Here is a 21,150-nt window from a genome sequence, read left to right as displayed (position 1 = left end):
TATCCGGCGATAAACGTGAACACTTAACCTACTGCCTGTGCCTGACGGTTAATGCCCGTTCTACACCAACATCCGGTGGCCAAGGCAATAATGTGTAATCTTGCTTTTTGGCGGTACTATCGTTTGATCGTGCTGTTGGACGGTCATTATACCGCGTGAGCTGGTCGTGATCAGCGTGCGCGCATCTTCTTGTTCTGACAAACCTTGTAATGTCTTTATTGCCCACGAATAGTTAGGTCGCCAAAAGTGGCCCAATTGTTCATCGTCCACACGACACCCTAGAACTCCTACGTTAATCCTGCCGCGTGTCACCACGCGGAGGGCTAATGCGGAAATACGCGAGTCAAGCGACATGGTTTGCAACAAGTCCGGGCGTGCCAGGTGGTGTGCTAGCCAACCGGCTTGTGCCAACGAGTCGACGCGTAAACAGCGTGCGGGCCACGGCTGGTGTCGCCAGTTTTTTTGCCACGCTAGGGTGTGTTGATGCAGTTCGCGTGACCAGAGTGGCAGGCTTTGTTTTACAAAGATGCAGATGGCCGCGTCATAGTGCACGGCACTGTCTTCGAGTGCCGTAAGCCATTCCTCTGTGTTGTCCGGTGTACTGGCCAGCCAACGACAGTGCTGAGGCCAACCGGGTGGCAACTGGTCAATGAAGGCCAGTCGAGGTGGTGGCGCAATAAAGACGGCGCAGCGCCAATCAGGTAGTTTTTTGTTTGTATTCACAGAGGTCTTCAATCAGGCAGCTCCCACAACGTGGCTTACGTGCCAAGCAAGTATAGCGCCCGTGCAGAATCAGCCAATGGTGTGCATCCAGTGAAAACTCTTTGGGTATTAGGCGCATCAGGCGATCTTCAACTTCTCGCACGTTCTTGCCAGGCGCAATACCCGTGCGGTTGGCCACGCGAAAAATGTGCGTGTCCACGGCCATGACGGGCTTTCGGAAGGCGGTGTTCAGTACAACGTTGGCGGTTTTCCGCCCCACACCTGGTAACGCCTCTAATGCTGCGCGGTCGGCAGGCACTTCGCCATCGTATTGCTCAACCAGAATACGACACGTCTTAATAACGTTCTCAGCCTTACTGTTGAACAAACCGATGGTCTTAATGTACTCCTTCACACCATCTACACCCAAGGCTAAAAGAGTCTCTGGTGTGTTGGCTACAGGGTACAGCTTACGTGTCGCTTTGTTCACACTCACATCGGTCGCCTGAGCGGAGAGTAGCACGGCAATCAACAACTCGAAGGTTGAGCTATATTCCAACTCGGTTTTGGGTTCAGGGTTGGCGGCTTGCCAACGGCTGAAAATTTGCTGCCGTTTGTCTTTGTTCATGAAATCTTTCCGGTCACCCGAACGCGCTTGCTGCCCTTGACGATAGGTTCGCGCTTCTTGCGCATCTCAAGGTAGCCGTCGATGGCGTTTTTGCCAGCAATCAATAAGCCGGTAACGACAAAAGCCCCTGGTGGCAATACGGCAAACAGAAATTTAGGGTAGTCGGCCTTGGGTTCCCATACCCAAGCCCGTGCAGCCTCGCCAAACAACAAGTGCATATTGGAAAACAGTGTGCCGAGGCCTACCAACTCACGAATAGCACCGAGCAACACCAACACCAGCGTAAAGCCAATGCCCATGATCAAGCCATCCAGCAACGCGATTGGCCAGACATTCTTGCGTGCGAAACCGTCGGCCCGGCCGAGAATGACGCAGTTGGTGACGATCAGTGGAATAAAGATGCCCAATATCTGGTACAGCTCATAGGTAAAAGCTTGCATCAACATTTCGGCGCAGGTTACCAAGGCTGCGATGATCATCACAAAAGCAGGCAGGCGTACGGCGTCTGAAACGAAATTGCGAATCAGCGAAACCGCGAGATTAGATCCTGCCAGTACCACGATGGTCGCAATGCCCAGGCCTAACGCGTTGACCACGGTGCCAGTCACCGCCAGCAGAGGACAGAGCCCGAGTAATTGCACGAGTGCTGGGTTGTTCTTCCAGAGCCCGTTGTGAACGATGGCGCGAACCGGTTCACTCATATCAATTTGCTCCTGCCTGAGGTCGTTGTGAAACGATCGATTGTGATGGATCAAGTAGGAGTGCTTGGTTTTCACCAAAAAACTCCAGGCTGCCACGAACTGCGCGCACAATCGCGCGAGGTGTAATGGTGGCTCCGGTCAGTTGGTCGAATTCACCACCGTCTTTCTGCACAGCCCATTGACCTGGCAGGGGACTGAACAGCGAGCGTCCATCAAACTGTCGAATCCAATTGCTCTTGTCGGCTTCAATGGCATCACCCAGGCCGGGTGTTTCGCGATGTTCGGTTACCCGTACACCCAGCAGACGGCCTTCGCGGTTGAGAGCAACCAATAAATGAATGTCGCCGGTATACCCACCCGGCGCCGTCAACGGCAGCACAACCGCCGTTACTTCACCGTTAAGAATCGCCTGATAGGCTGGTCGAGGCGCGCGTAAGCTAAGGCGCTCTAGGCTTTCCCAGCGTGCATCGTTGTACAACGTCACACGTTGCTGCTCCAATGGCTGGTCGAACAGGTCATTAGGTACTAACTCGTAGAGAATACGTGCAGCATAGGCTTCTGAATTAGCGGCAATACGATCACGTGTGGCGGCAAAACTGACGGCAATCAAGCCGGCAGTAAAGATGGCAAATAGGCTGAGCCCAATACTGTTGCGTGCGATGGATTGCTTCAACATATTACAGCCCCTCGCGTTGGTTGGTGTTTTCGCCATAGGCGCGTGGTCGCGTGTAGTAGTCGATCAAGGGCGCGGCGAAATTCATCAGCAATACGGCGAAAGCAACGGCATCAGGGTAGTTGCCCCAAGTACGGATGACGTAGATCAACAGGCCAATGCCGGCCCCGTAAACCAACTTGCCACGATTACTGGTGGCTGATGAGACGGGATCGGTCGCGATAAAGAACGCACCCAGCATGGTGGCCCCACCAAGTAAGTGCAACGACAACGGAACCCGAGTATCGCCATCCCAACTAAACAGCAACGCCATAACACTCAGAGTTAACAGCAGGGCGACAGGCGTGTGCCAGGTAATGACTTTGCGGAAAATCAACACCACACCACCAATCAGGTAGAGTAAGCTAACCCATTCCCAGCCGTAAGCGCGATAGCCCTTGGCAAAAATACCCTGTTGCAGTACTTCGGCTTGCGTTAGGGCGGCAATGTCGTACTTGTAGGTGTCCAGAGGCGTCGCCATCGTAAAGGCGTCGATTTGCAGCGGGTTTAGGTCGCCAAATACGGCAGTCCAAGCAATGTAAAACGAATGTCCATCAAGCAATAGGGCGTCTGGTGTGGCCCAGCGTGTGGTCATTTCCAGGGGAAAGGAAATCAGCAGCAGGGCGTAGCCTACCATGGCTGGGTTAAAGGGGTTGTGACCCAGCCCACCGTAGAGGTGTTTGGCGAATACAATGGCCGCTAACACACCGACGACCGTGACCCACCAAGGCGCGAAGGGTGGCAAGGCAAGAGCCAGTAGCCAAGCCGTTAGCATAGCACTGCCATCACTCAGGCACGTCCAAACCGGGCGGCGGCGTAACCGAACGATGACGGCTTCAGCCACCAACGCGGTGGTCACCGCCAGGATGGCATTGATCAGATAGCCCCAACCAAAAAACACCACCAAGGCAAGAAAACCCGGCAGGGTTGCCGCCCACACGGTGAGCATGATTTTCTGTACAGACGTATTACTGACCGTGTGGGGTGACGTAATGGTCAACAAAGCCATCTAATTTTGCTCCTCAGCGCGAGCGAGATCAGCTTGCACTTTTTTGATCTGCTCTTGCAGTTTGTTGACGGTGGTTTCCAGCGCTTTTACCTGTTCGGGGGCGTCAGCGCGCGCTTCGGCCAGTTTACTTTCCGCTTTTGCGACTCGTCCGGTCAGGTTACTTAATTTCGCCGTCAACTGCTCGGTTGTCAGTGCTGGTGGAGTCGCGGCAGTGGGCTTGTCTGGATGTTTGCTCTTGGCGCGTTCTACAGCATCGGAAACATCGGTGCTGTCCGATGCCGCCGCCGCCAGCTTGGCAGCATTTGCTCGCGCTGCGGCCGCGGCGCGTTCTTGCCGCTTGGCCTCTTTTTCCGCAGCTTCACGGTCCAGTCGCGCTTGGCGGGCTTCAAAACGCACACGGGCGCGTTCTGCTTGCTTGTGTTCTGCTTGCTCTTGGCGAATTTGGCCTTTGGCGGCTCGATAATACTGCACTAACGGAATATTGCTGGGGCAAACATAGGCACAGGCACCGCACTCAATGCAGTCAAACAAACGATGGTCTTCGGCTTTGTCCAGTTCTTTGGCTTGCGCAAACCACATGAGCTGCTGTGGCAGCAGGCTGGCGGGACAGGCTTGCTCACAGAGGCCACAACGAATACAGGGCTGCGCGACGCCGGGTAATGGAAGTTCTGTGCCGGTAGGAATGAGCAGGCAGTTGGTGGCTTTCACCACGGGTAAGTCGGTGTGGGGCAGCGCAAAGCCCATCATTGGGCCACCCATGATCACGCGGTCTGCCTTATCGGTGTTGACGCCAGCCACACGGCAAAGCTCGCGCATTGGGGTGCCGATCAGTGTATCGTAGTTGCCGGGGCGTGCAACGGCTTCTCCGGTGACCGTGGTAATGCGGCGCAACAGGGGCTCATCGTGGAACACGGCGTCACTTAAAGCGGCCAAGGTTCCGACATTGTGGCACAGCATGCCTATGTCCAGTGGTAATCCACCGGACGGCACTTCACGGCCAGTCAGAATATAAATTAACTGTTTCTCACCACCCGAGGGATAACGTGTCGGGAAGGTACGCACTTCTACGCGTTCTTTTAAGTGATCGGGTATCGCTTGGCGCATAGCGACAATCGCGTCGGGCTTGTTGTCCTCGATGGCGACCAGAATACGATTAAAATGATACAGGTGGTCTACCACGTTGATGCCAGCATAGACGGCGGCTGCGCGTTCACGCATCAGGCTGTGGTCGGCAGTAATGTACGGCTCGCATTCCGTGCCATTGACGATCAGCGTATCGATATGGTCTCGGTCGCTGCTCAGTTTTACTGCCGTTGGGAAGCTGGCACCGCCAAGGCCGGTGACACCCGAGCGTTGCACGCGCGCCAGAATATCTGCAACGCGGTGCGACTGCAGGTCATCCCAAGGCTCGCGTGGTCGCCACTGGTCTTTACCATCGGCGCGAATGATGATGCAGCTGGTGGTTAAGCCGGAGGCATGGGGCACTTGGCGCTCTTCAATAGCAATAACCTCGCCACTCGTCGGTGCGTGCGCCGGTGCGCTTATAAAGCCGGCGGCTTCGGCAATCAATTCGCCCTTTAAAACATGTTGACCAACGTCAACGCAAGGCAGGGCAAAAGCACCAATATGCTGATTGAGCGGCACCACGTATTCACGCACTAACGGCATGGCCTGAATAGCATTGACTAAACTTTGAGTTTTATTTTCTGGTGGGTGCACACTGCCGGGCAGCGTCCAGTAGGTCTGCCCTTCGCCATTTTTGCGCGGCTTTCCCGCTCTCGTAAAACCCCACATCAGGCGGCCTCGCTGCGGTGGGCACGTTGATCGGTAGCGATCACTTGATAGGCTGGCTGCGGCACCTGCCAATGCCAATTCTGTATAGTGGTAGGTAGCGGAATCATGTCGATGCAATCGACCGGGCAGGGGTCCAGGCAGAGATCGCAGCCGGTACATTCGGCCGCGATGACCGTGTGCATCTGTTTAGCAGCGCCTAGAATGGCATCCACTGGACAAGCCTGAATGCATTTGGTGCAGCCAATGCACTCTTCTTCGCGAATAACTGCTACCTGCCGTGGCTTTTCCTCACCATGTTCGGCATCCAAGGGCGGTGCTTCAACGTCTAGAAGATCGGCCAAAGCAAGAATGGTGCTTTCGCCACCCGGCGGGCACTTGTTGATCATATCGCCGTTGGAGATGGCTTCGGCATAAGGGCGACAGCCTGGATAGCCGCATTGACCGCACTGCGTTTGCGGCAGAATAGCGTCTATTTGCTCGACAATGGGGTTGCCTTCGGGCTTAAAGCGCACCGCGGCGTATCCCAGTAGGGCACCAAAGGTGGCTGCTAAGACCAGCAAGGCAAGGATTGACCACAAAATAATCATGCGTGCCCTTTCCTCCTCACAACGTCACCAAGCCGGTGAAGCCCATGAAAGCTAACGACATGAAGCCGGCGGTGATCATGCCAATGGCTGCCCCCTTGAAAGGCTTGGGTACATCAGCAACGTTCAGGCGTTCGCGCATGGCGGCGAACAAAATCAAGACCAAAGAGAAGCCTGCCGCAGCACCAAATCCATACAGGAGGGATTCAATAAAGTTGTTTTCTTGCTGGATGTTCAGCAACGCCACACCGAGTACCGCACAGTTGGTGGTGATCAGTGGCAAGAAGATTCCCAGCACGCGATACAGCAGTGGACTGGTTTTGCGCACCACCATTTCGGTGAATTGCACAACGGCGGCGATGACCAAAATGAAACTGATGGTGCGCAGGAAGGTAACATCCAAGGGCACCAGAATGAAGTTGTATACCAGGTAGCTGAATAACGACGCTAAGGTCAATACGAAGGTCGTCGCAAACGACATCCCCATGGCTGTTTCGAGCTTATTGGACACGCCCATAAATGGACACAGTCCAAGAAACTGTACCAATACGAAGTTGTTGACGAGCACTGTGCTCAGGAGCAATAGCAGATAGTCGGTCATGTGTTATATGGATTCATCAGCCGGTGCGCTATTATGCGGAAACTTCATATTCCGGGCAAGTTGGTAAAGGTTCGTTTGTTATTACAAAAATCTATATGGGAATACTTCAGAGCTTCCCTAGGTAATAGATCGACTGGCACCATGATGCCAGCCGATTTTCCTCGTTAGCTGATGCGAGTGCCAGGAGGAATGGCATCGCTCGGTTCCAGGACCCAAAGGTCTTTGCCTTCGCCTGCCGCCAACACCATGCCTTCACTCATGCCAAAGCGCATTTTGCGAGGTGCGAGGTTGTACACCAACACCACGTTCTTGCCCACTAGGTCTTCCGGCTGGTAGTGCGACTTGATGCCAGAAAATACTTGGCGTGTGCTCGCTTCGCCAACGTCGAGAATAAGTTTAAGCAGTTTGTCGGCGCCTTCCACATGGTCAGCGTTGACAACCTTGGCGACGCGCAGGTCAACTTTAGCGAAGTCGTCGAACTGGATAGTGGTAGGCTCGGGTGCAGCAGGCGCCTTCTTTGCCGATTTAACCGCGCTCTGCTCCGGTGCTGCTTTGGTCGCTTTAGTGTTTGCTGTCGGCACCGTGGTGTCGCCTTCTTTGCTGACTTCCACCATGGCATCCACTTGAGCTTTTTCGATACGGGTCATCAGCGGAGTAAAGGCATTGAGTTTATGGTTCAACAATGGTTGGCTGGCTCTGTGCCAAGCAAAATCTTCCACCTTCAAGAAGGTCGCTGCTTTACCGGCCATCTCCGGCAGTACCGGGTTTAGGTAGGTCATCAGCACACGGAACAGGTTCAATGCTTGCGTACACACCGCAATGACCTCTTCTTGCTTGCCGTCTTGCTTGGCCAGCACCCATGGAGCATTTTCCTGAATATATTCATTGGCGCGGTCGGCCAAAGCCATCACCTGACGAATGGCTTTGCTGTATTCGCGCTGTTCGAAGTTATCGGCTATTTCCGCACCGGCGGCAACGAAAGCCTCGTATTGCGCGGGGTCATGCAACGTGCTTGCTAACTGGCCATCGGCAAACTTGTGCACAAAACCGGCGCACCGACTGGCAATGTTAACGACCTTGCCGACCAAGTCGGAATTGACCCGTGCTACGAAGTCTTCCAAATTCAGGTCAATGTCTTCAACCGTGCTGCCCAGTTTGGCGCTGTAGTAGTAGCGCAGGTACTCAGGGTTGAGGTGGTCTAAATACGTGCGTGCCATGATGAAGGTGCCGCGTGACTTGGACATCTTGTCGCCGTTGACCGTTACATAGCCGTGCGCATACACGCCGGTGGGCTTGCGGAAGCCCGCAGTGTCGAGCATTGCAGGCCAAAACAGGGCGTGGAAGTTAATGATGTCTTTGCCGATGAAGTGGTACAGCTCGGCGCTGCTGTCCTTCTTCCAGAATTCGTCGAATTCGAGGTCCGTACGCTGCGCGCACAGGTTCTTGAAACTGGACATGTAGCCGATGGGTGCATCCAGCCATACATAGAAATACTTGCCCGGAGCGTCGGGGATTTCAAAGCCGAAGTAAGGGGCGTCGCGGCTGATGTCCCATTCTTGCAAGCCGCTGTCGAGCCACTCTGAAAGCTTGTTGGCGACGGCAGGCTGCAATGCACCGCTGCGCGTCCACTCTTTCAACATGTCGGTGAAGTCCGGCAACTTGAAGAAGTAATGCAGCGACTCTTTTTCAACTGGCGTGGCACCGGACAGCGCAGAACGCGGGTTGACCAGCTCACTGGGTGTATAAGTGGCGCTACAGACTTCACAGTTGTCGCCGTATTGGTCTTCGGCACCGCATTTCGGGCAGGTGCCCTTGATGAAGCGGTCGGCCAAAAACATTTCTTTTTCTGGATCAAACATCTGCCGAATGGTGCGCACGGCGATGTGGCCGTTGTCGCGGCAGCGTGTATAAATCAACTCACTCAGTTCGCGGTTTTCCGGCGAGTGCGTGCTGTAATAATTATCGTAGCTGATATGGAAGTCTTGGAAGTCCTGCCAATGCTCGGTGCGGATGCGGTCAATCAAGGCTTCTGGCGTAATGCCTTCTTTTTCTGCGCGCAACATGACCGCCGTACCGTGGGTGTCGTCAGCGCACACCGCGATGCAGCGGTGGCCACGGGCACGTTGAAAACGTACCCAGATATCGGTCTGAATGTGCTCCAGCATGTGACCCAAATGAATAGGGCCGTTTGCATAGGGAAGGGCACTGGTGACTAGAATGTTGCGCGGCGTCTGGTCGGTCATAATCTACAACGGCTACCATGAATACGTTAAGAGACCGCGTATGTTAAAGCCTGAGAGGTTTGAATGCCACCGTGAAAAGGCAGCGTGGTGACGCCGATGCTGTTGGTCATAGAGTCTCGTCGAAATTGTATGGTATAACGCGAGGCGACAGGTTCATAATGAACCCGACCAGATGCAAGGAGTATTCGCATGGCGCGGTCTAATCGTTTGTCGGCTAGCTCAGTCCAACAGCTGAGGTGGCATGATGTTTCCTTGTCGGCGTTGATCGCGGGATTTGTCGCGGTTCTGGTCGGGTACACCAGTTCAGCCATTATCATTTTTCAGGCCGTTGCCAGCGCTGGTGGTGGTCCGGAACTGGTAACCTCATGGTTTCTCGCCTTAGGCATTGGCATGGGTATCACCACCATTGGCTTAACGCTGCGGTTTCGTGCGCCAATACTGACGGCATGGTCGACACCTGGTGCCGCCCTCTTGGTGACCAGTATGGCCGATTTCAGCTACGCCGCAGCCATCGGTGCTTTTTTGTTCAGCGCCTGTTTGATTACCTTGGTGGGCATTACCGGTTGGTTCGAACGGTTAATGAACCGTATTCCGCAGTCTATTGCCGCTGCCATGCTCGCAGGCGTGTTGTTGCAGTTTGGCTTGGGTGTGTTTCAGGCGATGGAAAACGAATGGGTGCTGGTGGTTTTATTGTTTGTGGTTTATCTGGTGGCGAAACGGTGGCAACCACGTTACGCCATTCCGCTGGTGTTGGTGGTGGGCATGCTGGCGGCATGGGCAATGGGGTTGTTGAGCTTTGCTACGGTGGAGTGGCAGTTAGCCAAGCCGGTGTTTACCCTGCCTGAGTGGTCCCTTGGAGCCATGATCAGTATTGGGGTGCCGCTGTTCATCGTCACCATGGCATCACAGAATATGCCGGGTGTTGCGACCATTCGGGCTTCAGGTTATCAAACGCCGATATCGCCCACCATTACTTGGACGGGCATCACAACCCTGCTGCTGGCGCCCTTTGGGGCCTTTGCCTTGAACTTGGCGGCCATTACCGCGGCGATCTGCATGAGTTCCGAGGCGCACCCCGACGCGAAACGACGCTATGTTGCTACCCTGTCCGCAGGCTTTTTCTATTTATTGACCGGGTTACTGGCGAGCACCATGGCGGCGTTGTTTTATGCCTTTCCAGAGGCGCTGGTGTTGGCGATTGCCGGCTTGGCGTTGTTGGCGACCATTGGTAACAGTTTGGCGGTGGCGTTGCATGATGAGCCGGTGCGAGAAGCAGCCCTGATTACTTTTCTCGTGACGGCGTCGGGCGTTACGCTGTTCTCAGTAGGGTCAGCTTTTTGGGGGTTGGTGGCCGGGTTGGCGGCTTGGTATGTGCGGCGGCCTTAAGGCGGAAGATAGGAGCGTGATCCCTGCGCAACAAGAGTTCCTTTGGCGGACGACGAGGTTTGGGCTAGGGCCGTAGGGGTTATGCCTCAAGGCGCGACTCCCGGCCTGCCGTGGAGCGCCGGAGGCATACCCCGAAAGGCCCGAAGGGATGCTTTTGTCATAAAAGTCCCTACAAGCACCGTTTCGTCGGTGCGGTAGATGCTCCTAGGCCAACAAACGCATTTGACGACACCTGTAATCCAACACTGCCTGATACCGAGACACCGAACGACGGTGTGGTGAGAAACACATCAATGCTGTCCTGACCTCGTGCCTTGCGAATACGGAACGGCGGCTGGTGAGCCACGTCGTAGGCTTCGTAAAGAGTGACGGAAATAGGAATAGTCCCCAATAAGCGAGCCTGAGACGCTCGATCAAGTTGCTGTTTGGCCGTTTGCATAGGCAGCATAAGGGTACTGGCGTCAGGGCTCAGCGTGCGTCGCACGGTGAATGTTTCGTTGCTGCAGTTTGCCGTTAACTCCCATTGCAAGGTTTTGTCCGTAGGGTTGTCGAACGTAAATAGCAGGCTATCGTTGAGCGAAAAGGTTTCTTCACGATGGGCATTTGGGTCTTGCAATATAATCGGTGGGCCCATGGGCAACGCCAGTGGAGAGAAATCAGCCAATTGCAGGTGGTATGGCCCGTTCGATGCGTTGGCGCTGGCACTGTAGCGTCCGCGTTCACTGGTAGCTTGGAGGTGCACGATATCACCGTTGCTGGCTTGCAGAGCGAGGATGCTGTCTTCCGTGCGGACGCGGCGTTGCCAGAACCCGGCACGCATCCATACATCTACCTCGACTTGGTCGGGCTGGCGTTCGTATTCGACATTCACCGTTAAACGCTCAGGTTGGACGCGGTCAACGGGCACCGTACCGCAGCCGACCAACAGTATCGAGCTCAGCGTTAGCAATATAAGGGGTCGGGGCGATAAAACGGCGTTGTTGGTCATAACCTTTACTCGCAGGAATCGTGACGTGAGTATAAGGACAAGCGGGCCCCTGTCTGGTGTTCTTTTCTTGTTTTTTAGGCTCTAGGTGCAGGCGTGATAATTCTCTTATTGGGCGCACTGCGCTTGGCGTGGACACTCTGCCTGCCCTATAATTCGCTAAATCCTACTATTTCACTCAGTTATTTGGAGAGACGCTGTTGAGTAAGCCAGTACTGGACCGCAATCAGATCGTGCAATGTTTAGGTCGTATTCAAGACCCCCATACCGCGCAGCCGCTGAGCGGGGCCCAACTCAAGTCATTTGCCGACGAAAACGATCGCCTTCACGTTGTACTTGAGCTTGCGTATCCCGCTAAGAAATTTGGCTATGGCTTAGCAACCTTAGTGGAAGCGCAACTGGAAGCGATATACAGCGGTAAAATTAACGTGGATATTGAGTGGCAAGTGACTCGTCAGCCGGTGGCTAATCAGTCGGCCAGTATGCCTGCCGTGAAAAACATTATCGCGGTAGCCAGCGGTAAGGGTGGGGTCGGTAAATCCACCACAGCCGTTAACCTCGCCTTAGCCATGGCCCAGGAGGGTGCGCGCGTGGGTATTCTGGATGCCGATATCTACGGCCCGAGTCAGGGCATGATGCTGGGTATACCGGCAGGTACAAAGCCCGAAACCATCGACGGAAAGTGGTTCGTACCCCTTCAAGCGCATGGTATTCAAGCTATGTCGATGGCCTTTTTAGTGAACGACAAGACCCCCATGGTGTGGCGAGGCCCCATGGTAAGCGGCGCTTTGCAGCAATTGCTGACGCAAACCCAGTGGGATGACTTGGATTACCTGGTGGTGGATATGCCGCCGGGTACGGGCGATATCCAACTGACGTTTGCCCAAAAAGTGCCTGCAACAGGCTCGGTAATCGTGACGACTCCGCAGGACATCGCTTTGCTGGATGCCAAAAAAGGTATTGAAATGTTCCGCAAGGTCAACATCCCTGTATTGGGGGTGGTGGAGAACATGGCGATGCATATTTGTTCGAACTGTGGGCATGCGGAGCATATCTTCGGCGAGGGTGGCGGTACTCGCCTGGCGGATGAGTATGGTGTGGATATTCTGGCCAGTATGCCGTTGGACATTCACATTCGTGAACAGGCCGATGGCGGCGCGCCGACGGTGGTCGCTGACCCAGAATCAGAAGTGGCTTTGCAATACCTGATGATGGCGCGTCAGGTGATGGCGAATATCTCAGTCTTGAATGCCGGCAGCAGTGCGATTCCGACCATTACCGTCAGTGACGATTGACGGTGGCTGGCGTTGCCCTCGGCGCCAGACCCCGTTACCATAGCGCCAGTTTTTTTGTGGTCAGGAGAGATACCGCATGAGCATTAAATCGGATCGTTGGATTCGCCAGATGGCCGAGCAGCACGGCATGATAGAGCCCTACGAGCCTGGCCAGATTAAAACAGCCGCTGATGGCGGAAAGGTAATTTCTTACGGCACGTCGAGCTATGGTTACGACGTACGGTGCTCGAACGAGTTTAAGGTGTTCACCAACATTCATTCAGCGACCGTAGACCCTAAACACTTCGATGAGAACAGCTTCGTCGATGTGCAGAAAGACGTGTGCATTATACCCCCGAACTCCTTTGCTTTGGCACGCACGGTCGAGTATTTCCGCATCCCTCGTGATGTGCTGACCATTTGTTTGGGTAAATCAACCTATGCACGCTGCGGCATCATCGTGAATGTGACGCCATTGGAGCCCGAGTGGGAAGGTCATGTGACCTTGGAATTCTCTAACACCACAACCCTACCGGCCAAAATATATGCAAACGAGGGTGTGGCGCAGATGCTGTTCTTCCAGTCAGATGAGCCGTGTGAAGTGTCGTATAAGGATCGCAGTGGGAAGTATATGGGGCAACGCGGCGTGACCCTGCCTAAGGCATGATGCTGTGTTCGGGCGGGTGCGAATCCGCCCTATGCCCCCTTTTTGCTTTATACGGGCTTTGACCACTCGTTATCATCGCAGGCATAGCCCATTGAGAACGAGCCAGGGCCTAAATAGGTCGCGCCAGACAGCCCCATGGTGCTGATCAGCAAGCGAATCGTTTTGTCTTCATGCAATTCGCGCAGATGCGCAATCCCTTGGAATTGGTTCAGGTCTTTTAAGTCGCCCGAGTAGCTGATAACGACAAAAGGCGATTTCATTGTTCCCCGGTTTATCTGCTTAATAGCGTGTTCCAACGTACCCTCTACAGCCGCTTGAAAGCCTTTAAATTTGGCGCACGGAAAGTTCTTTTCGCGGTGACCGCAGACGACCGGCGTAATACCCAGTGCCTTGCCCAATACTGCGCTAACAAAATTAATACTGTCTTCGCCGCGTTGCCGTGCGCGCTCACGAATGTAATAGAGGTCTGGGGGCACGACAAAGGTGTGTACGTGATCGGCAATCAGCGCAGCTAAACGGCGTACCTCACTGCCTTCCATCCCCTTATTGATCAGAGCTTGCGTGTGGGCAGCGACGACGCCAACACCGGCGAACAGCGCACGAGCGTCCATGACGCGAACGACCTTGTTCGAACCTTCGGCCTTGAGTTTCGTGTTCAACACGGAGGCTGCTTCTGACAGGTGGTCGTAGAACTTGGAACGTGTGCGACTCATGGTTTGTACAATCACGTAGTCGGCTTTTGGTAAACAGTCACGTTCGATGATCATTACGGCTTCGTTCGGGGTAAGCGCCCGAGTGGTGACTGTTTTATCTTTGTCGACGAGGTGGTCTTGGTAGTACTTGAGTGTAGCGGCGGCCTCTCGCACGTCATACATCTCTTGGCCGTCAGTGGTGACCGTTACAGGGAGAACCGTAATGCCGTGCTCTCTGATAACACTTTCGGGAATATCGCAGGAGGCGTCTACGACAAGGGCAATGCTCATGGTGTCAGTTCCACTTATTATTATGAAGTCGGTTGGAAAAATGCCACGGTACTGTGACAGAAGCCTACGCAAATTCACAACGGGGTAACACAGGTGAGGCAAGACTACTGTTCATGTAGGAAATAACCTCTCATCAAGAGAGGTTATTATTGACAGAAAGAGGTGGAGTTTGGCGCTTGTTTATATCTTAACGACGTGAGCTTTCGATAGCTCGCCCTCGGCAAGAGCGTTGATGTTATGCATTGTCGTACGTGCGATGGCATCTAAAGCCTCGCGGGTAAAAAATGCTTGGTGGCCAGTAATGATGACGTTGGGGAACGTCAACAGACGGGCGAATACATCGTCTTGTAGTAAATGGTTGGAGAAGTCCTCAAAAAATAAATCGGCCTCTTCCTCATACACGTCTAGTCCTAAATAGCCTATCTGACCACTTTTCAAACCTGCGATAACGGCACGGGTGTCGATCAGAGCCCCGCGACTGGTGTTGATCAGCATAGTGCCTCGTTTCATGGCCGCAATGGAGTCTGCATTGACGAGGTGATGGGTCTCGGGCATCAGAGGGCAGTGCAGTGAAATAACATCCGAGCGGCGCCACAATTCTTCTAGGGGCACGTAGTCAATGTTCATGGCCTGAACCTGAGGATTGGGGAAGGGATCGTACGCAATCACCTGGCACCCGAACCCCTGCATGATGCCAGCAAAGGTTGCACCGATTTTACCGGTACCCACTACGCCCACGGTTTTCCGATAAAGGTCAAAGCCCAGCAACCCATTGAGCGAGTAGTCGTTCTCTCGTACACGGTTGAATGCGCGGTGGATGTTTCGATTAAGGTCAAGAATCAGGGCAACAGCGTGTTCTGCTACGGCATGCGGTGAATACTCAGGGACGCGCGCAACCGGAATGCCATATTGCTCAGCGGCGACCAAGTCAACGTTGTTAAACCCAGCGCAACGCATAGCTATCATGCGGATCTTTAGGCTTGCCAATATTTCGATCGTGGGGGCGTCCAAGGTGTCGTTGACGAAACAGCACACCACGTCATGATCAGCTGCCAGTGCAGCTGTTTTGTGGTTCAGGTGTGGCTCAAAAAAGGTCAGCGTGTGCCCGACCTCATTGAAGTGGTTTAGGTGTTGTTCGTCGTATGGTTTGGCACTGAAGACGGCGATTTTCATAATAGGCTCCTGATCGACTCCCTTTCGTTAAAATTAAGAAACTGAGGAACAGTCTATGTTGGCTAGCCGATCCGGGCCTTGATGTGCATCAACTAGCTGGGAATGTCATTTCGCGGATTCGGCCAGTGCGGCAAGTCGCGCACACGAGTTCCGCCTATGGTTGCGGACATGGCACGAATTTGTTGATCCAGTTTACCATCACGCCAGCGTAAAAAATGTGTTGGAATGGTCCAGTCAGTATCGAAGACTATGTAAGTGATGCCGCGGCTAGGAACCCGTTGGGCTACGATGGCCGCCGAATTACCCGACAGCTCTGTCTCCTCGATCAACTCGAACACATAGCGCCGTGGATTACGTCGATCGATCACGGAGAACTCAAAGCGTTCTTCGCCCAGCGACAGTTGGTTCAGCAGCAAGAGGGTGTAGCTGAGAGGATCAAATATATCGGGCTCGAAATCGTAGGTATAGCTGTTGTTATTCAGGTTGACCCGGATGCGGTCTCGATCAGGCTCGAAACGAATGCGGCGTGATTCGTTGTTGAACGGCATACGCTGGTCAAACCGGTATTCGATGGGTGCAGGAGTGCCGTCTACCCAGCGGAAATCAACCCATTCTTCAATGCGTACGAAGGGGCCACGCATCTCAAAGGATATCCGCCATACATCATTATTACGGCGGGCCAGGCTTTGCTTGCCTGTCACCTTAATGCCGACACCTGCATATTGAAACCCCTCCAGCTCCAGCTCGAACGGTTGCAGGTCGTATGCCATGGCAGCGTAGGGGAGACTAAGGCATACGACGAGGGAGGCAATCGCCTTTCTAAGGTGCGCTCTCATTCCAGTTCAGTCCTGTTGATCCTATGAGTTTGCCTCTCATATAGGCCCGCCCAGAGCGCATTGTCAATAGGCCTTGCGCAAACCATGCAACGGCGGCGGGGTAGATTTGGTGCTCTACAGTTTGTACACGCTGGGCCAGGATAGCCTCCGTATCATCCGAATGCACCGGTACACTGGCCTGCACAATGGCCGGACCACCATCCAGTTCGGTCGTGACAAAGTGAACGGTTGCGCCGTGCTCTCGGTCGCCGGCCTCTATGGCACGAGCGTGTGTGTGTAAGCCGGGGTATTTGGGTAACAACGAAGGATGAATATTGATCATACGACCTTCGTAGTGAGCGACAAACTCCGGCGTTAGAATACGCATAAAGCCAGCCAGTACAACGAGATCAGGCTGCCACGCATCGATGTTATGTAACATAGCTGCGTCAAAGGCCTCTCGGCTGGCGTAGTCTTGATGGTTCAGGGTAATACTGGGGATGCTTACTTGTGCAGCGCGAGCCAGTCCGCCCGCGTTCGGGCGATTGCTCAGTACGCCAACCAATTGCGCACCCGCAAGTGTATCCTGTTGCGCGGCGTCAATCAGTGCTTGTAAGTTAGTACCGCCACCACTGATCAGTACCACAACGCGGCAACCGGAGTTGCCGTTGGTGCTGCTTTCTAGGTCGCTGTTCATGCTTGCGCGTTGCCCATTTCCACAAAGGGTGCACCTTCTGCCGGTGCAATGTGGCCCAAAACGATGGGCGCTTCGCCTTGATCTTGCAGACAGGCGATAGCGGCATCGCGCGCTGATTCAGGTACGACCAGCACCATGCCGATACCACAGTTGAAGGTACGGTACATCTCGGTGTCAGTGATGTTGCCTTCTTGCTGCAACCACTGGAAAACCGCCGGCAGTTGCCACGCATGGGTGTCTATTACTGCCTTGGTGTTTTCCGGCATCACGCGCGGAATGTTCTCCAAGAATCCACCACCAGTAATATGGCTCATGGCGTGGACAGGTTGTTGGCGGAGCAACTCAAGCAATGGCTTTACGTAGATGCGCGTTGGAGCGAGCAGTGCTTCACCGAGCGTGCTGTCGCCCAGCGGGGTGTCTGCGGACTGGCCGCTGACTTCCAACACTTTGCGAATCAGCGAATATCCATTGGAGTGTGGGCCACTGGATGGTAAGCCGAGCAGAACATCACCGGCTTTTACCTTGCTGCCGTCGATCAATTTCGATTTTTCGGCGATACCGACGCAAAAACCGGCCAGATCGTAATCTTCACCTTCATACATGCCAGGCATTTCGGCGGTTTCACCTCCAACCAAAGCACAGCCTGAAAGTTCGCAGCCAGCGCCGATGCCACTGACAACATCGGCGGCGATGTCCACGTTCAGTTTGCCGGTGGCGTAGTAGTCTAAAAAGAACAATGGTTCTGCACCGGCCACGATCAGGTCATTGACGCACATGGCCACCAAATCGATACCAATGGTGTCATGGCGCTGCAAATCCATCGCCAGACGTAGCTTGGTGCCTACCCCATCGGTGCCGGATACCAAGACAGGCTCATCATAGCCTTTGGGTAATTCAAACAGAGCACCAAAGCCGCCCAAGCCGCCCAATACACCTGGGCGATGGGTGCGCCGAGAAACGGACTTGATGCGTTCGACCAGTTGATTACCGGCATCAATATCAACGCCCGCATCTTTGTAGCTCAATGACGGCTTCGCCATGGTGGGTAAAACTCCTGCACAGATGTATGATTGCCGCGCATTCTACCAGCCCGTAAAGTTATGGTCATCGTTTCCGCGCTAGACGTGTTAAATTACTTAAATTTTGTCAGAATAGAAATCTGTATCTAGGAAGTGAGTGCACATGTCGAGATTGTTATCAGCCCTGTCTGCGGTGGCCTTGTTCTTTTGTGCTGCGTTGGGCACGGCAGCAGAGACCGTACGCCTGATGGAAGCGGAAAGAATTATCCTGCAAAGTGCAGACGAACGCGCGCAGACGTTGGCGTTGCGTGATGCACTGCGTGAGGTGTTTGTGCGGGTATCCGGTGACGTCAATGCCGCTGAGGCTGACGGGGCCGTGCAGGAAGCCCTGCGAAACCCCAGTGACCTGCTCGCACGTTTTGGTTTTGGTGCCAGTGAGGTCATGCTTCCAGACGCCATTGGCAATATGCAACCCACTTTTAAGTTAGATGTTGTCTTCGATGGCCAGCGAGTGCGCAGTGCGCTGGTTGATTCAGGTTTGCATGTGTGGGCTGCAAGGCGGCCTAGCGTCATGATTTATTTGGCTGCGCCGAACAGCTTGGGCAATATCGATCTGCTGGGTGAGATTGCGCAAGCAGATGGGGTTGCATTGTTAAGAGAGCAGGCGCGTCAACGTGGCGTGCCGTTGCAATGGCCATTGTTGGATCTTCAGGATCTCTCTATATTGACGGCGGATGATGTGTGGGCCGGATTTGAGCAGCCGATGGCGGTGGTCGCCGAGCGCTATAATGCCGACGCGATATTGGGTGGTTACGTCGGCGTGCAACCTGATTCCGGGCAGTGGGTCGGGCGCTGGCATTTTATTTTTGCCGGCGAGAAGCGCACCGCCACTTTTTTCGGCGACACACAGCAGTCGGTCATTGCGCAAGGCGTTGGCTTAGCGGCGGACGCCATGGCAGAGCGCTATGCCGTAGATCACCGTCAAACCGCCAGGCCGATGGACATCAGTGTTCTTAACGTGACCAATGTGCAGACGCATGGTGCAGTGCGTCAATATTTGCGCGATGTGAACGGCATCTCGCAAATACAAATGCTGGGTATTGATGGGGATTTAGCGCGCTATCGCCTGTCGGTACGTGCGCCCGAGTCGCAACTGTTGGATATCCTAGCTCTCGAGTCGCGCATGCAGTTGATGTCAGACATTGGCTTTGGCGATGACGCAAGCGCGCTCAACTTTATCTGGCTCAGTCAATGATAGCGCCAGCTCAGCTCCCTTTGCAGGTTAGCTTGCGCGCTGACGCACGTCTGGATGCTATGTATGCGGGACCGAACGCCTGGCTGATCGATTGGCTGCGCGACGAGTGGTTGCAGGGGACGGAAACCAGTGTCTTTTTGCATGGCGCGCCAGGTTCTGGTTTGACGCATGTGCAACAAGCGATCTGCCACCGTGCCGATATGCAGGGGCATACTGCTTTCTATCTGAGCCTCAATGAAGTGCAACATGAAGCTCCTGACGTTTTGCAGGAACTGTGTGGTTTTTCCGTGTTGTGCTTAGACGATCTCGATACTGTGTTGGGTGAGCCAAACTGGGATCGTGCTCTTTTTAATGTGTTTAACACCATGCGCGATCAAGGGCAGCGGCTGGTGCTTGCGAGCCATCAATCCCTTCCTGAGCTGCAAGACCATATTCTGCCTGATCTGCATTCGCGGCTGAGTTGGGGCATGCGCGCGCAGCTAAAAGTGCCCAATGACGAAGATTGGGTAGCGGCCATCATTTGGTTGGCTGAGCAGCATGGCATGACACTGTCTGAGGAGACAGCGCAGTATGTGGCGGTGCGTGGGCCACGTGAATGGGCCGGGTTGACCGCTACCATACATACCCTCGATACAGCATCGCTTGCCGCACAGCGGCGTTTAACTCAGCCCTTCATTAAGGCTGTGATGGGCTGGTAATGTTTTCTTGGCCTTCGAGCAGGTGCGCATAGGTCGCTCGCCAGGCGATGATGTTCTGCTCGGCGATGTGCGGCGATAAGTCCAAGCGATCAATAAACAAGCGGCGAGTGTTCTCTACTTCGTCGCTGTCCCAGGCGGCAAAGGCCTCACGCATAGGTGCTATCTCATAAGGGCAGTCTTGATCTAATGCGCTGTAAAAGCGCTCTAGCATACTGGTCACAATCTCCGGGTCTTCGGCGTAAAATGTACCGTCCGGCCGGTCTTCAGCGATTTCTCGGGCAATATCTACCAAGTTTTCACCCAGCTCCAACAGCTCTGTGAGCGGTCTGTCTAACGCGGTAACGTCATCGTTCATGTTGTTCAACCATTCTTCTGCTGGCTGAATCAACACTGCCTTGTACATGGCGTCGTCTAAGGTCCAAGCGATGGCGGTGGGGAAGCCACGCTCATCGTATTCACTGTATTCTAGAGCGATCAATGCGGGAAAAGACATAAGGCCTATAATTTCCTATCTTCAGTTGGTGTGCATTGTATAATGCGCAGCCTTGAATTGGTAAGGGAAAGGGTATGAGCGACAACAGAATTGAGCGGGACTTTTTTGCTCGCGATGCGGAAGAGCAGGCAGCGTTTCTCAGTCAAACGTGGTGCCAACACTGTATGGCCGCAGACTTGGGGATGACCGACCCCGAAGAGTACGAAATAGACGAGCGTGTTTTTGTGTCGGGCAAGTGTGTGCAATGCGGTAACCCCGTGGTGACGGAGCTGGTAGAAGGCGATGACGGCGGTTATTACGACGATGAAGCCCCTTAAGGTAAGAGTTTTTATCACACGCACGCCACAACAGTTTCTTAAACAAGTGAGAGTTAACTATGTTCAACGTAAACCAGTATTTTGACGGCAAAGTAGCCTCCATCGCTTTTGCTGGCGAACAATTGCCTGCCACCGTAGGTGTGATGGCGCCTGGCGAGTATGAATTTGGTACCAGCCAGCATGAAACCATGACGGTGATCAGCGGTGCTCTGACCGTGAAGCTACCCGGTGCCAGTGAGTGGCAGACCTACAGCGCCGGACAGGTGTTTGAAGTGCCTGCGGACAGCAAGTTTCAGTTACAAGTGGCGCAGGATACCGCTTACCTCTGTACGTACGCCTGATTTATGCGAGGCATGGGGGGGAGCAGTGTAGGTAGTGCAGGAGAATCGCCTTCTAGGGCGCAAGAAGCACTGA

23 protein-coding genes are annotated in these 21,150 nt (G+C 54.1%); 7 read left to right on the top strand and 16 right to left on the bottom strand.

Annotation, left to right across the window (positions count from 1 at the left end; genetic code table 11):
• Positions 1–60: 60 nt before the first annotated feature.
• From NFC81_RS10115 to metG, 9 genes are all read right to left on the bottom strand, one after another.
• Complete coding sequence (locus NFC81_RS10115) at positions 61–723, bottom strand: hypothetical protein (protein ID WP_304994368.1); 663 nt, start codon at positions 721–723, stop codon at positions 61–63.
• A complete protein-coding gene (gene nth, locus NFC81_RS10110; RefSeq protein ID WP_304994367.1) occupies positions 698–1,330 on the bottom strand; it encodes an endonuclease III in 633 nt (210 codons plus the stop codon). The genes NFC81_RS10115 and nth overlap by 26 nt, the downstream gene beginning before the upstream one ends.
• The gene (locus NFC81_RS10105) at positions 1,327–2,031 is read right to left on the bottom strand and encodes an electron transport complex subunit E (protein ID WP_304994366.1); all 705 of its coding nucleotides are present in this window, start codon (positions 2,029–2,031) and stop codon (positions 1,327–1,329) included. The genes nth and NFC81_RS10105 overlap by 4 nt, the downstream gene beginning before the upstream one ends.
• A 1-nt stretch (position 2,032) precedes the next feature.
• Positions 2,033–2,707: an electron transport complex subunit RsxG gene (gene rsxG / locus NFC81_RS10100; RefSeq protein ID WP_304994365.1), complete on the bottom strand. Its 675-nt coding sequence runs from the start codon at positions 2,705–2,707 to the stop codon at positions 2,033–2,035.
• Between the two features lies 1 nt (position 2,708).
• A complete protein-coding gene (gene rsxD / locus NFC81_RS10095) occupies positions 2,709–3,752 on the bottom strand; it encodes an electron transport complex subunit RsxD (RefSeq protein WP_304994364.1) in 1,044 nt (347 codons plus the stop codon).
• Positions 3,753–5,546 carry an electron transport complex subunit RsxC gene (gene rsxC / locus NFC81_RS10090; RefSeq protein ID WP_304994363.1) on the bottom strand — a complete coding sequence of 598 codons (1,794 nt, stop codon included), beginning with the start codon at positions 5,544–5,546 and terminating at the stop codon, positions 3,753–3,755.
• Positions 5,546–6,133: an electron transport complex subunit RsxB gene (gene rsxB / locus NFC81_RS10085; RefSeq protein ID WP_304994362.1), complete on the bottom strand. Its 588-nt coding sequence runs from the start codon at positions 6,131–6,133 to the stop codon at positions 5,546–5,548. Before rsxB ends, rsxC begins: the two co-directional genes overlap by 1 nt.
• 16 nt (positions 6,134–6,149) lie before the next feature.
• A complete protein-coding gene (gene rsxA, locus NFC81_RS10080; protein WP_304994361.1) occupies positions 6,150–6,731 on the bottom strand; it encodes an electron transport complex subunit RsxA in 582 nt (193 codons plus the stop codon).
• Positions 6,732–6,895: 164 nt separating this feature from the next.
• A complete protein-coding gene (gene metG / locus NFC81_RS10075; protein ID WP_304994360.1) occupies positions 6,896–8,974 on the bottom strand; it encodes a methionine--tRNA ligase in 2,079 nt (692 codons plus the stop codon).
• 189 nt (positions 8,975–9,163) lie between these two features.
• Here metG and NFC81_RS10070 point away from each other — a divergent pair, with 189 nt between their 5' ends.
• Positions 9,164–10,360, top strand: coding sequence for a benzoate/H(+) symporter BenE family transporter (locus NFC81_RS10070; RefSeq protein ID WP_304994359.1), 1,197 nt, complete (start codon positions 9,164–9,166; stop codon positions 10,358–10,360).
• A 169-nt stretch (positions 10,361–10,529) separates the two neighbouring features.
• Here NFC81_RS10070 and NFC81_RS10065 read toward each other — a convergent pair whose 3' ends face one another.
• Positions 10,530–11,348, bottom strand: a complete 819-nt coding sequence (locus NFC81_RS10065; RefSeq protein ID WP_304994358.1) for a hypothetical protein — start codon at positions 11,346–11,348, stop codon at positions 10,530–10,532.
• A 197-nt stretch (positions 11,349–11,545) separates the two neighbouring features.
• On the opposite strand from NFC81_RS10065, the gene apbC reads away from it, so the two are divergent.
• Together apbC and dcd are read left to right on the top strand one after the other, a co-directional pair.
• Positions 11,546–12,640: an iron-sulfur cluster carrier protein ApbC gene (gene apbC / locus NFC81_RS10060; RefSeq protein WP_304994357.1), complete on the top strand. Its 1,095-nt coding sequence runs from the start codon at positions 11,546–11,548 to the stop codon at positions 12,638–12,640.
• A 76-nt stretch (positions 12,641–12,716) separates the two neighbouring features.
• A complete protein-coding gene (gene dcd, locus NFC81_RS10055) occupies positions 12,717–13,286 on the top strand; it encodes a dCTP deaminase (protein WP_304994356.1) in 570 nt (189 codons plus the stop codon).
• A 47-nt stretch (positions 13,287–13,333) separates the two neighbouring features.
• Here the strand turns inward: dcd and NFC81_RS10050 are convergent, their stop codons facing one another.
• The 5 genes from NFC81_RS10050 to purM all read right to left on the bottom strand — a co-directional run bounded on the left by NFC81_RS10050 (position 13,334) and on the right by purM (position 17,994).
• Complete coding sequence (locus NFC81_RS10050; RefSeq protein ID WP_304994355.1) at positions 13,334–14,269, bottom strand: DegV family protein; 936 nt, start codon at positions 14,267–14,269, stop codon at positions 13,334–13,336.
• Between the two features lie 180 nt (positions 14,270–14,449).
• Positions 14,450–15,442: a 2-hydroxyacid dehydrogenase gene (locus NFC81_RS10045; protein WP_304994354.1), complete on the bottom strand. Its 993-nt coding sequence runs from the start codon at positions 15,440–15,442 to the stop codon at positions 14,450–14,452.
• Between the two features lie 92 nt (positions 15,443–15,534).
• Entirely contained in the window at positions 15,535–16,212 is a 678-nt protein-coding gene (locus NFC81_RS10040; protein ID WP_304994353.1) for a DUF3108 domain-containing protein, read from the bottom strand.
• 49 nt (positions 16,213–16,261) lie between these two features.
• Positions 16,262–16,954 (bottom strand): phosphoribosylglycinamide formyltransferase, encoded by a 693-nt coding sequence (gene purN, locus NFC81_RS10035; protein WP_304994352.1) that lies wholly within the window; start codon positions 16,952–16,954, stop codon positions 16,262–16,264.
• Complete coding sequence (gene purM, locus NFC81_RS10030; protein ID WP_304994351.1) at positions 16,951–17,994, bottom strand: phosphoribosylformylglycinamidine cyclo-ligase; 1,044 nt, start codon at positions 17,992–17,994, stop codon at positions 16,951–16,953. The genes purN and purM overlap by 4 nt, the downstream gene beginning before the upstream one ends.
• A 142-nt stretch (positions 17,995–18,136) precedes the next feature.
• Between purM and NFC81_RS10025 the strand changes: the two genes are divergently transcribed.
• Positions 18,137–19,228 carry a DUF2066 domain-containing protein gene (locus NFC81_RS10025; RefSeq protein ID WP_304994350.1) on the top strand — a complete coding sequence of 364 codons (1,092 nt, stop codon included), beginning with the start codon at positions 18,137–18,139 and terminating at the stop codon, positions 19,226–19,228.
• Positions 19,225–19,926, top strand: a complete 702-nt coding sequence (hda, locus tag NFC81_RS10020; RefSeq protein WP_304994349.1) for a DnaA regulatory inactivator Hda — start codon at positions 19,225–19,227, stop codon at positions 19,924–19,926. Before NFC81_RS10025 ends, hda begins: the two co-directional genes overlap by 4 nt.
• On the opposite strand, the gene NFC81_RS10015 is transcribed toward hda, so the two are convergent.
• Positions 19,904–20,419 (bottom strand): hypothetical protein, encoded by a 516-nt coding sequence (locus tag NFC81_RS10015; protein ID WP_304994348.1) that lies wholly within the window; start codon positions 20,417–20,419, stop codon positions 19,904–19,906. The two genes, hda and NFC81_RS10015, sit on opposite strands and share 23 nt — an antisense overlap.
• A gap of 74 nt (positions 20,420–20,493) precedes the next feature.
• Between NFC81_RS10015 and NFC81_RS10010 the strand changes: the two genes are divergently transcribed.
• The gene (locus tag NFC81_RS10010) at positions 20,494–20,736 is read left to right on the top strand and encodes a hypothetical protein (protein ID WP_304994347.1); all 243 of its coding nucleotides are present in this window, start codon (positions 20,494–20,496) and stop codon (positions 20,734–20,736) included.
• A gap of 59 nt (positions 20,737–20,795) precedes the next feature.
• Complete coding sequence (locus NFC81_RS10005) at positions 20,796–21,077, top strand: pyrimidine/purine nucleoside phosphorylase (RefSeq protein ID WP_304994346.1); 282 nt, start codon at positions 20,796–20,798, stop codon at positions 21,075–21,077.
• Positions 21,078–21,150: the final 73 nt, after the last annotated feature.

Source organism: Salinispirillum sp. LH 10-3-1, assembly GCF_030643825.1.
In the GTDB taxonomy this organism is placed as follows: domain Bacteria; phylum Pseudomonadota; class Gammaproteobacteria; order Pseudomonadales; family Natronospirillaceae; genus Salinispirillum.
The sequence above is the reverse complement of the archived record's forward strand: the minus strand, read 5'-3'. Positions and strand labels throughout refer to the sequence as shown.